At 65.1% G+C, this 11,302-nt stretch carries 9 protein-coding genes; 5 read left to right on the forward strand and 4 right to left on the reverse strand.

Features of this window, described 5'->3' with window-relative positions:
• On the reverse strand, positions 1-739 hold a 739-nt coding region (locus R6U53_RS15250), incomplete at its 3' end, for a formyltransferase family protein (RefSeq protein ID WP_410323232.1).
• A gap of 180 nt (positions 740-919) precedes the next feature.
• Between R6U53_RS15250 and purS the strand changes: the two genes are divergently transcribed.
• The 5 genes from purS (at position 920) to R6U53_RS15275 (ending at position 6,247) form a co-directional block, all read left to right on the forward strand.
• The gene (gene purS, locus R6U53_RS15255) at positions 920-1,171 is read left to right on the forward strand and encodes a phosphoribosylformylglycinamidine synthase subunit PurS (protein ID WP_410323233.1); all 252 of its coding nucleotides are present in this window, start codon (positions 920-922) and stop codon (positions 1,169-1,171) included.
• Positions 1,168-1,845, forward strand: coding sequence for a phosphoribosylformylglycinamidine synthase I (gene purQ, locus R6U53_RS15260; RefSeq protein WP_410323234.1), 678 nt, complete (start codon positions 1,168-1,170; stop codon positions 1,843-1,845). Before purS ends, purQ begins: the two co-directional genes overlap by 4 nt.
• Positions 1,846-2,080: 235 nt before the next feature.
• A complete protein-coding gene (locus R6U53_RS15265) occupies positions 2,081-3,415 on the forward strand; it encodes a YncE family protein (RefSeq protein WP_410323235.1) in 1,335 nt (444 codons plus the stop codon).
• A 231-nt stretch (positions 3,416-3,646) separates the two neighbouring features.
• A complete protein-coding gene (locus R6U53_RS15270; RefSeq protein WP_410323236.1) occupies positions 3,647-5,146 on the forward strand; it encodes a lipopolysaccharide biosynthesis protein in 1,500 nt (499 codons plus the stop codon).
• 138 nt (positions 5,147-5,284) lie between these two features.
• Positions 5,285-6,247: a glycosyltransferase family 2 protein gene (locus R6U53_RS15275; RefSeq protein WP_410323237.1), complete on the forward strand. Its 963-nt coding sequence runs from the start codon at positions 5,285-5,287 to the stop codon at positions 6,245-6,247.
• A gap of 17 nt (positions 6,248-6,264) precedes the next feature.
• Here R6U53_RS15275 and R6U53_RS15280 read toward each other — a convergent pair whose 3' ends face one another.
• The 3 genes from R6U53_RS15280 to R6U53_RS15290 form a co-directional block, all read right to left on the reverse strand.
• On the reverse strand, positions 6,265-8,544 hold the full coding sequence (locus tag R6U53_RS15280) for a hypothetical protein (protein WP_410323238.1): 2,280 nt from the start codon (positions 8,542-8,544) through the stop codon (positions 6,265-6,267).
• Positions 8,545-8,841: 297 nt separating this feature from the next.
• The gene (locus R6U53_RS15285; RefSeq protein ID WP_410323239.1) at positions 8,842-10,239 is read right to left on the reverse strand and encodes a hypothetical protein; all 1,398 of its coding nucleotides are present in this window, start codon (positions 10,237-10,239) and stop codon (positions 8,842-8,844) included.
• Between the two features lie 63 nt (positions 10,240-10,302).
• Complete coding sequence (locus R6U53_RS15290) at positions 10,303-11,145, reverse strand: AAC(3) family N-acetyltransferase (protein WP_410323240.1); 843 nt, start codon at positions 11,143-11,145, stop codon at positions 10,303-10,305.
• Positions 11,146-11,302: the final 157 nt, after the last annotated feature.

Here is an 11,302-nt window from a genome sequence, read left to right on the forward strand (position 1 = left end):
CCTGATCGCCTTGGCCCGCTACATGCGGATCCTCTCGCCCGAGGTCGTCTTCCGGTACGAGGGCCGGATCATCAACGTCACCCTCCCTCCTGCCGGCGTTCCCCGGCGCGGAGGCGTACCGGCAGGCGAAGGACGCCGGCGGGAGGGAGGGGTGGACGTTGATGATCCGGCCCTCGTACCGGAAGACGACCTCGGGCGAGAGGATCCGCATGTAGCGGGCCAAGGCGATCAGGTCCACGTCGTACTCGGCCAACAGGTCGAGCAGTCGGCCCTCGTCGGTGTTGCCGCCGCCGTCGCCGACGTCGTAGAAGGGCTTGTCGTAGCGCTCCGCGAGCGACCGGAGGTCGCCGCGGTTGCCGATGACGACCGGAATCTCGGCCTCCTCGCCGTCGTCGGCGAGGTCGCCGTTGGCCTCGGCCTCCAGCAGCGCCTCGGGCGCGTGGGTCTCCTTCGTGACCAGCAGCGCGATCCGGCGAGCGTCGCGGTCGCTCGGGAACCGCACCCGGATGTCGACGTCGAGCTCGCGGCCGAGCTCGGCGAGCGCGCGCCGGAGCTCGCCGCGGGACGTCTCCATCTCGGAGGCGTCCACGCGGGTCGTCATCCGGAAGACGCCCTCGCGGACCGCCTGATCGAGGTCCTCGATGTTGATTCCCCGCTCGAACAGCAGGGAGGTGACCCGCGCGATGAGTCCGGTCTTGTCTCCTCCGACGACCGTGATCTCGGTCAGTTCGCGGGTCATGCGACGATCACCTCCGCAGTGTCGAGCGGCTGCATACACCGGGTCCAGAACGCGGAGGGGTTTGCCACTTTCGTTCCGCGCTGAGCCTGCCGCCCACACGATCGACCGGGATATATCCACGAATGTGGATATAAAAGGCGTTCCAAAACCGTTTTTACACACGACTTCGCAGTATCGGTCATGACGGCATACACCGCGACGGTGACGGTGCGGCTGAAGCGGGGCGTCCTCGATCCGGAGGCGGAGACGACTCAGCAGGCCCTCGAACGGCTCGGTTTCGAGCTCTCCGACCTCCGGTCGGCCGACCGGTTCGAGGTCGACCTCGACGCAGGCGACGCCGACGAGGCGGCCGAGCGCGCCACGGAGATGGCCGAGCGACTGCTCGCGAACCCGACGATACACGACTACGACGTCGCGGTCGCCGAGACATGACAGTCGCTGTCGTCCAATTCGGCGGCTCCAACTGCGACCGCGACGCGGTCCGCGCGCTCGACCACCTCGGAGTCGACGCCGAGCGCGTCTGGCACGAGGACGGCCTCCCGGCAGACACCGAGGGGATCGTTCTGCCCGGCGGATTCTCCTACGGCGACTACCTCCGTGCCGGCGCGATGGCCGCACGCGCCCCGATCATGGAGGAGGTCCGCGCCGCCGCCGACGAGGGCGTCCCCGTGCTCGGCGTCTGTAACGGCGCACAGATCGGCTCCGAATCCGGGCTCACCCCCGGCGCGTTCACCACGAACGCCTCCGCGCGCTTCCAGTGTGAACCCGTACACCTCCGTGTCGAGCGCGCGGACACCCCGTGGACCGCCGCCTACGACGCGGGCGACGTGATCGAGGTGCCGATCGCTCACGGCGAGGGTCGCTTCGAGATCGGCGACGAGGCGTTCGAGAAACTCGTCGACGAGAACCGCGTGCTCTTCCGCTACTGCGACGCGGACGGAAACGTCACGGACGAGGCGAATCCCAACGGCTCGACCGACAACGTCGCCGGCGTCCTCGGTGAGCGCGAGACCGTCGCCGTCCTGATGCCCCACCCCGAACGCGCGACGCTCCCGGACCTCGGCCGGAGCACCGACGGCGCAGGCGTGCTCGACGCGTTCGCGTAGCGAGTCAGGCAGACACAATCGATTAAATCCCTTTTCGACGCCGCAATGGCGCTCTCCCGCGCGATATCTCTCGGCCGGTTCCCGGAGTGGATCGCGCCGTCACAGATAGCGGCGAATATCGTTCGATCCTATGACGCTGATCTACCGTATTCGTCCTCCTAAAGCAGTTTTACGGCTGTTTTGAGCAGTTTGGAACGGTAGTGTTTAGGCCGCGTATCGCTCGGGTACAGTCAGCATGAATGAGACAACTCGCCGAACCTTCGTCGCCGGAGCGACGGCGGCCGGGATCGGCGCGCTTGCGGGCTGTGCAGACGAGGAGACGGACCCGACCGACGACGACACGGCCCCAACCGACGACGACGCGGACTCGGCCGACGACGAGACAGACTCGACTGACGACGAGACGACCGACGAGGAGACGGCCGCCACCTACGAGATTTGGGGCGCCGACCAGGGAACCAACACGATCTACATCCACCAGCCGACCGACGACGGCGGCTTCGAGCAGGTCGACGAGATCGACACGGGCGCGGAAGGCGGTGAGGTGCCGCACATGGTCGATTACACGTCCGACTACGAGTACGCCGCCGTCGCCTGTACGGCCGGCGCGCGCGTCCTCGTCTACCGGACCGAGGACCGAGAGCTGGTCGCGAACCTCGAAACGGGCGCCGGGTCGCACTTCGCCGGCTTCTCGCCGGACGACGAGTACATCCACGTCGACGTGATCGGCGAGGAGAAGATCGTCCGCGTCGACGCCGACCTCGACAACGAGGAGTTCGAGCAGGTCGCGGAGATCGATGTCCGCGAGAACGAGACGATCCTCGATGCCGGTATCGAGAGCGGCGCGCCGATCTGTCACCAGTACGCGCAGGACGGACGTTCGCTGCACACCATCGGACCGAGCTACTACGACGGCGCGCTCGTCATCGTCGACCACGACGACTTCTCGGTCGACCGCGCGTACTCGCACGACGAGATCCCGACGAACTGCGGAACCGTCTCGCACCCGACCGAGGAGAAGTTCTACCTCACCGCGGGGCTGCCGTCCGATCCCGACGTAGACCCCGACGAGGATCCGGTCGCCGCGGAGGGAGTCGGCGATTTCTACGTGTACGACACGGCCGACGACGAGGTGACGACCGTCGACTCGACCGGCGGCGTCGACGCGCACGGCTTCTGGTTCACCCCCGACGGCGAGGAGCTCTGGGTCCTGAACCGCGAGACGAACGACGGGCTCATCCTCGATCCCGAGACGGACGAGGTCATCGACGAGATCGACGCGTTCGGCCCGGAGCAGTCCGACGACCCCGCCGACTCGGACGCGCCCGACATCATGTGGGCCTCGCCGGACGGCGAGTACATGTTCGTCACCCTCCGCGGACCGAACCCGCTCTCGGGCGACCCGCACGCCGCGACCGGGATCAACCCCGGCTACGCCGTGTTCGACATTGAGTCGCGCGAGCGCGTCGATGTCGTCCAGCCGGACGGCGACAACGCTGACAGCGACTTCCACGGCATCGGCGTCCGGCCCGTCGGGGAGTTCGACGGGTTCACCTCGCCGCCGTACTGAGCGACGCGGATCGAACGAAACTTCGGCGTTCGACGTTAAGAAGCAATTTCGCGTTAGATCCTCACTTACATTATAAGTCCACAGCCAACTTCGCGGCAGTGAAATGACTGACGGTACCGCGATAAAAGCGGTGGGCGTTTCCCCGCTCCGTTCGCCCCGGCACGCGGGTGATCCGTGGGGAGGCCACTACCCGGAGACGGTATCGATGAGGCTGTGGACGGCAGGTAGCACATGAGGGATCGGCTCCGAGCGCTCCTCGACAGTATCGTCCCAAGCGGCTCGGTCTTCGACCGCACGATCAAAAGCGGGATCTGGGTCGGTGGGATCAAGGTGGCGAGCCGGCTCATGCAGATCCTGTTGCTCATCGTCCTCGCCCGACTACTCGCGCCGCGGGACTTCGGGCTCATGGGCCTCGCACTGCTCTCCGTGAGCGCGACCCGAAACTTCACCAAGGTCGGGCTCAACGCGGCTCTCATCCAGCAGAAGGCGGAGAACGTCGACGACTACCTGGACACGACGTGGTGTCTCGAGGGGGCCCGTGGTCTGCTCATCGCCGGAATTCTCCTAGTGCTCGCGCCGTTCATCGCGGAGTTCTTTTCGGAGCCACAAGCCACCCCGTTGATCCGCGTTATCGGGCTCGGCCCGCTGCTCGTCGGGCTTCGTAATCCCGGAATCGTCTATTTCAAAAAGGACTTGGAGTTCCACAAGGAGTTCCTCTATCAGGTCAGCGGGGGATTCGTCCAGTTCTTCGTCGGTGTCGGCTACGCGCTGTACTCTCCGACCGTGTGGGCGCTCGTGTTCGCGTTCATCGCCGCTGACGCGTTCCGATGCGTGCTCTCGTATGTCATCCACGACTACCGTCCGTGGCCGTCGTTCGACTTCGACGCCGCCAAGGAGCTGATTAACTACGGGAAGTGGATCACCGCCTCGTCGATCATCTATTTTATCTACAGCGAGGGCGACGACGCGTTCGTCGGGTGGTTCCTCTCGGCGACCTTCCTCGGATTCTACCAGTACGCCTATCGGCTCGCCGACACGCCCTCCTCGGAGGTGTCGGAGATTATCGCTAGCGTCAGCTTCCCCGCGTACGCGCAACTCCAAGACAACCCCGACGAACTACGCCGCGCGCTGTTGGCGACGACCAGAGTCACCGCGTTCCTGACCATCCCCATGGCGCTCGGCATCGCGGCCGTCGCGCCGAGCTTCGTGCCGGTCGTGCTGGGCAGCGACTGGACGCCGATGATCGCGGCGATGCAGCTACTCGCGTTGTACGGGATGTTACATTCGATAACCCGGAACTTCGGATCGATCTTCAAGGCGCTCGACCGCCCCGACCTCACGGCGAAGCTCGGTGCGGTCCGAGTCGTCTGTATCGCCGCGCTCATCTGGCCGCTGACCGCCCGATTCGGCATCGAGGGCACGGCGCTCACCGTCGTGTTGGTATTTGTGTTCCCGATGCTCCCGCTCGACGTCTACGTCACCTCGAAGCTCACGGAGGTCCGATCGATGGAGTTCTACCGCGAGTGGGCGTACCCGCTGTTCGCCGCAGGCATCATGTTCGGGCTCCTCCGGTACGCCCACCACCTGACCGATCTCCCGCCGGTCGTCGAGTTTGCCCTCACCGTTCCCGCGGGCGCCGTCATCTACCTCGGTATCAGTTACGTACTCGACCGCCGGTTCGGGTGGGGGATCCAGCGGAACCTCCGCTCGATGTTCGGCGCGTTAGGGTGACAGTCCGGCCCGAGTCTGCTGCGGAGCGCGCACCTCGAAAGGAGCGCAACCCTGACAGGCGCACATCTCCCGGTACCACCCCAACAGGGACGCACAACGACTGGATAACAATATACGGTGTCAACGTTGTCGTCGACAATGGGCTGTGACGTCGACGATGGAGAGAAACCGCTGGTGAGCGTCGTTGTGCCGACGTACGACCGTCCCGAATACCTCCGAGACGCGGTCGAAAGCGTCCGCAAGCAGACGTATTCGCGCATCGAACTTGTCGTCGTCGACGACTGCTCGCCGACGCCCGCGGCTCGGACGATCGACGGAACGGACACGGGTTCGCTCGCGGTCACGTGTCGCCGCCACGAGTCGAATCGGGGGGCGAACGCCGCCCGTAACACCGGGATCGACGCCGCCGACGGGGACCTCATCGCGTTCCTCGACGACGACGACCGGTGGCGCCCGACCAAGATCGAACGCCAGGTGGAGCAGTTCGACGCCAACGAGGAGCTCGGGCTTGTTTACACGGGTCAAGAGTACGTGAACGGCGAGGATCGAACGACGGAGGTGAAGACCCCCGGAACCGCCGGCGATGCGGTCGAGGCGATCCTTCGCGGAGCGGGTGTCGGGCCGTTCTCCACGCTGATGGTGCGCGCGACCGTGATCGACGACGCTGGACGCCCCGACGAGCGCCTCCCTAGCTGGCAGGACCGCGATTGGGTGATCCGGATCGCAAGTCGGTATCCGATCGCCCCGGTCCGTGAGCCGCTCGTGGTTCGCCGGATGGAGGCGCACGACCAGATCAGCGACGACTTCGAGCGCAAACGCGACATTAGCTACCCGCTCATGCTAGAGAAACACCGCGATCTCGCCGCGACGTTCGGCTCCGACACCGAGCGACGGTTCGTCGCAAACCTCTCGGTAAAACTCGTTGATTCCGCGCTCGCCAACGGTTATCACCGCGACGCGGTCCGGTTCGCCACGAGGGCGATCCGCGCGGATCCCCGGTTACACTCTGGGTACGTCTACCTCTTGGTAGCGATCGGCGGTGAGTTCACGTACCGCCCGGCGCGGTTCCTCAAACGCGCGTACGTCAGGTATCACCGCTGACCGGGGGACGCGTCGGCCTATGCTCCGTTGTCGAACGTCACCTCCGCCGAGCCCCGAAGTTCGAGGTCGACGAGGTCGCCCGAGAAGCGATAGGTGTCGATACCCGTGTGGACGACACCGACAACGGTATCGTCCTCAACGGTGTCCTCGATGCGGTCCCAGTCGCCCGTCTCTCCCGTGTCGCTTTCCTCGTCGGCGACGACCTCGCCGGTGACCGAGAATCGGTACGAACAGACCTCTTCCGAGCGAGAGCCGTCGAAAGAGATGACGCTATCGAGCGCCGTGCTGTCGCCGTCGTCCTCCGAGCCACCGTCGGCCGTTTCGTCCTCGGTGGTGTCGTCTTCTGTGGTGTCGTCTTCGGTAGAGTCGTCTTCGGTGGTGTCGTCTTCGTCGTCGACCGTCTCGCCGTCGTCGTCCTCGGGGAACGACTCGGGGTCGACCTCCCGGACGATCGTTCGCGTCTGTGCGTCGGCGATGAACACGCGGACCAGATCGAGGTTCTCGCCCTCGAACCGCGTCACTTCGCCGTCGTAGTAGACGTTGTCGAGCCCGTAAGAGGGGCCCATCCCGCCGGTCGCCGTCGTCCCGTCGACCGTCGGGGGGTACTCCCATTCGCCGGCTTCGAGCTCGCCGTCGACCTCGAGTTCGTAGCTCACGCGCGCGCCAGATTCGACCTGCTCGATGACGAGCTCGTGCGGGAGGTCCGTGTGGACGCCCTCGGCCTGATCGTATGTGAATCCGCCGTCGGTGTTCTCGTCGGTGCCGTCGTCGGTGTCTCCGTCGTCGGTGTCTCCGTTGTCGGTGCCTCCGTCGTCGGTGCCTCCGTCGTCGTCGGAATCCTCCTCAGGTACCTCGTGGGTGACGTTCCGAGTTTCGACTTCTGCGTTCTCGAAGTCGGTCGCGCTTCCGGGAACGACCACGTTCGTGTCCGCGATGACGCAGTCTTTCGAGTTCGCGATGTAGATCCCGTCCGCATTGTTGTCCGTCATGTGGATCGAGCTGTTCCGGATCTCCGTGCCGTCGGCGTCCTCGACCTTGACGACGACCGGGACGTCGCCCGACCCCGTGATGGTGACGTTGTCCATCCGCAGCCAGCGCGGATCCTCACCCGGCGGGTGGCTCGCCTTGTTGCTGTAGTCCTCCTTGCAGATCACGTAGCCGCCGGTGTTCTCGTAGGCGATGGTCGTGTCGGTCACCTCGATCGAGCGACCGTTCGACCACGACATGATCGCCGGCGCCCACGTCGGGTTCTCCTCGACGACGATCTCGCAGCCCCGAACCGCCGCGCCGGCCGCCTTCTGCCCGTGATTCTTGTGGTTTTCCTCGAGCAGCACGCCGCGCATGTTGAAGGCCTTGTCCTCGTCGCGCCGCGGGCCGGTGTAGCGGTCCTCGCTGACGACGATCCGGGTGTTCTCGACGAAGCTCCCCTCGCCACCGATGCGGACGGACGCGACGTTGTTGTTCTCGAAGTAGCTGTCGAACACCTGTACGTTCCCCGGACAGCGGCTCGTGTACATCGCGTTGTTCCCGTACTCGCGCAGGTCGCAGTCGATGAACTTGGCCGTGCCGGCGTGCTCCGGACCGAGGTAGAACCCCATCCGACCGGCCGATCCGCCGTAACTCGCCCACGAGGAGCCTTTTTTGTTCGTGTAGTTGACGACGCGCGCGACGCCGTGGGGGTCGGTGATCGACGGACACATCTCGACGCCCCAGTCGCCGCCGCGCCCCACGACGTCGATGTCGTGAATCTCGATACGGTCGCTGACTCGCCAGAAGTGGCCGACCGCACCGTCGGACTGATCGTGAGTGAACCCGGCGTAGTAGACGGCGGCAGTGTCTCGGACGTTCCAAGACGTGTCCGTAAAGCCGGAGGCGCCGACGATCGTCGCGTCGCCGACCGCTTCGAACCCGACATTCCCGAGCCGCGCGAGGTCGAGGCGCTCGTCGATCAGGTAGTCGCCGTCCGGGAACTGAACCAGCGTGTTGGCCGGTACGTCCGCGATCTGTCCGGTCACCGACCGGCTTCCGGTCGGGTCCATACCGAGATCGTCGACGGCGTCGACGACGCGTTCGAACGCGATGCCTTCGCGCTCCGCCGCGGCCGCCGCGGTACCCAGCCCCGCCCCGAGCGCTGTCGCGGTCGCCGCCGCGGCGCCCGCCTTCAGGTACGCCCGCCGCCCGATATTCGACGGACCCGAACGCGAGTCCTCCTCGCGGTCCGCGTCCCGTTCTCCGTTGCTGTCGCTCTCCGTTGTACCCCGGGGGGACCCCGGGTCGCTTCCCAGCTTGTGTGCCATATCGCAGGTGTTAGGATGGGAATAACTGAGTTAAGTGTTTTGTTTCTTATATATAGAAGACATAATGAATTACCGGAATGAGTATCCGTACGTTCGTGAACGTTCGGATGGATGAAGTTGATTTCGCGGTGAGAGTTTTTACGCCGTTAACCGTCTTAGATGTTGGTTAACGCCTTGTTAATCCTCTGTTAATCCCAAAAACGGCGATATCGGTCGCGCTCTGGCGTCGATCTGTCGCTGGTCTGTTCACCCGGAACCGGCCCGCTCTCTGCCACCGGCCCGTTCTCTCTCACCGGCCTACTCCCCTTCGCACTCAGCCCGTAGATCGACGACGGGATCTGACTCCTCTCCGACCACGGCGGTTCCCGCAACCTCAACAGCGGTGTTCTCGATGACGACATCCGCGGACCGTACCACGTTGATCCCGTTCCCCTCTGAGCGAGGGAGCCGCAGGCAACAGTCGCGGACACGCGATCCGTCGGCATCCCGCAGGTCCACGATACGCCGAACCTCGCCGTCGCCGTCGACGTCGACGGATTCGAGTCGCAGCCATCGCGGAGACTCTCCCGGCGGGTGACGACCCTTTGAGCCGTAGTTCTCCCGCCGGATCACCGAGGGTCCCGCGGCGTCGTACCGGATCGTCGTGTCATCGACCGACAGGGATCGACCGTTCGACCACACCTCGATGGCGGGCGCGCCCGTCGGGTTCTCCTCGACGAGAAACGAACAGTCTCGGACCGCGGCGCCCGCGTCCTTCTGGCCGAAGTCCTCGTGGCTGTCCTCTATAAGCACCCCGCGCATGTGAAACGCCTCGTCTTCGTTCTCGCGGGGACCCTCGTACCGGGACTCGCTCACGACGAAGCGGCATCCCTCGGCGAAACTGCCCTCGCCGCCGATGCGGACGGACGCGACGTTGTTGTTCTCGAAGTAGCTGTCGATCACCTGCACGTTCCCCTGACAACGGCTCGTGTAGAGGGCGTTGTTGCCGAACTCCCGGAGGTCGCAGTCGACGAACTGGAGAGTCCCCAGATGTCCGTCCCGCACGAGAGCGCCGATCCTCCCGTTCGATCCATTGTAGTTGGCCCACCCGGAGCCCGTCCGGTCGACCCAGTTTCGGACGGTTCCGACCCCGTCGGGGTCCAGTATCTTGATGTTGAACGCCGACGGCTCTCTGCGGTCCGCGCGGTTCGCCCGCCCGCGAAACCGCACGTTCTCGACGTGGAGGGCGTCCCGCCCCCAGAGGACGAACGACCCCACGGCGTCCTCGTTCGTCTGATCCACGGCGAAGTTCTCGAAGGTGATCTCGGCGGCGTCCTCGATCCGGAGGAGCCGCTCGTTCGTGCCGGCCGGCACCTCGATCGTCGTGCCGAGCGGCGATCCGAGGAAGCCAACCCGGTCGCAGTCCTCGACGCGTGCACCGGGATCCCACCGGAACCGTCCGGTGGGAAATCGGAGGAGGGTCCCGTCCTCGATCCCGGCGATGAGATCGTTGGTGACGGTGCCGCCCGGATCCAACCCGATATCCTCGACCGCGTCGAGGGATCGCTCGAACTCGATCCCGTGTCTGGTCAGCGGGAACGGTTCCTCGTCGCCCGGCCGTCTCGGGTCGTCATCGCCAGACGGCTCGCGTCCGAGACACGTGGAGAGCAAGACGGATCCCGGAACGGCGGCTCGCAGAAACGAACGGCGATCCATGTGTTTTGAACGTGCGCGGTAGACGGCTTTGTTAACACCCTATTATCTATTCTCAAGCGTCGATCAGAGCGTGACGAGGTAGTTCGGATCTTCAGCAAGCTCCGAACCGATGACGCGCGCGACGTCGCCGAGACTGAAGAAAAATAGCCTGAGCCCGTTCAGGTCGTAGGCGTCGATCGCGCCTGCGGCCGCTAGCCTCCGGTGAATCTTCGGTTTGTTCCACGAGTAGAACGGGGAGGTGTACTGCCCGCAAGTCTGTGTGACGCGTCTGTGCTCCGTCTCCGTCTCGTAGAGTACGCCTTCGAACGTCTCGTCGACGACGTACGGCGCATCGTGCCGACTCTCGAAGTAATGGAGGTGCGAACAGGTGATCCACGGCACCCCGACGTTCATGACGAGCACGTCGTCGTCGACGAGCCGGGCGAAGCAGCCGTCGGGGTGGTACGAGTCGTCGTGACGGCAGTCGTCGAAGCGGTACGGCCCTCGCACGAGGATCGACTTGATCGCGTCGTCGGTGCGGTAGTCGGCGTCGTCGAGAAACAGCGTTCCGAAAGTGCCGTGTTTCGGGCGCGAGTACGTCTTGTGGTAGACGCCGGACGTTTTGAAGTAGTCGGTGAACCCCGGTGCAAGCACGCTCTCGAAACGCGAGTCCACCTTCGAGCGGAGGAACGCGTACGGATCCGTGTCGAACGCGCTCGCGATATCGCTCAGTCCGACGTGGACGAACACGGCGTCCTCGTCCGCTGCGTGGCGGTCGAGAATCCGATCGAACCGAGACTGCGACGCCCGACCCACCCGACGACGCTCGTGCGTGCGCTTGAGCAGCTGGTGTTTGATCAGGTTGGCGCCGCGACTCGCCTGCGTCGCCGGCGCTCGAATGCCGCGCGCGATCGACTCACTCCCCACCGCCGACCACCTCTTCCGATCGGTCAGCGCCGACCACCTCTTCCGATCGGCCACCGCCGACCACCTCTTCCGATCGGCCACCGCCGACCACCTCTTCCGATCGGCCACCGCCGACCACCGCTCTCGAGTCGAACGTCGCCGGATCGAAGGCGAATAC

It is taken from the genome of Natronomonas sp., from assembly GCF_046483325.1.
In the GTDB taxonomy this organism is placed as follows: Archaea; Halobacteriota; Halobacteria; order Halobacteriales; family Haloarculaceae; genus Natronomonas.

Excerpts from the sequence above, each read along its gene's own strand:
- R6U53_RS15265 (WP_410323235.1), top strand. The coding sequence starts at position 2,081 with ATGAATGAGACAACTCGCCGAACCTTCGTCGCCGGAGCGACGGCGGCC.
- R6U53_RS15275 (WP_410323237.1), top strand. The coding sequence starts at position 5,285 with ATGGGCTGTGACGTCGACGATGGAGAGAAACCGCTGGTGAGCGTCGTT.
- purS (WP_410323233.1), top strand. The coding sequence starts at position 920 with ATGACGGCATACACCGCGACGGTGACGGTGCGGCTGAAGCGGGGCGTC.
- R6U53_RS15270 (WP_410323236.1), top strand. The coding sequence starts at position 3,647 with ATGAGGGATCGGCTCCGAGCGCTCCTCGACAGTATCGTCCCAAGCGGC.
- R6U53_RS15285 (WP_410323239.1), bottom strand. The coding sequence starts at position 10,239 with ATGGATCGCCGTTCGTTTCTGCGAGCCGCCGTTCCGGGATCCGTCTTG.
- purQ (WP_410323234.1), top strand. The coding sequence starts at position 1,168 with ATGACAGTCGCTGTCGTCCAATTCGGCGGCTCCAACTGCGACCGCGAC.
- R6U53_RS15280 (WP_410323238.1), bottom strand. The coding sequence starts at position 8,544 with ATGGCACACAAGCTGGGAAGCGACCCGGGGTCCCCCCGGGGTACAACG.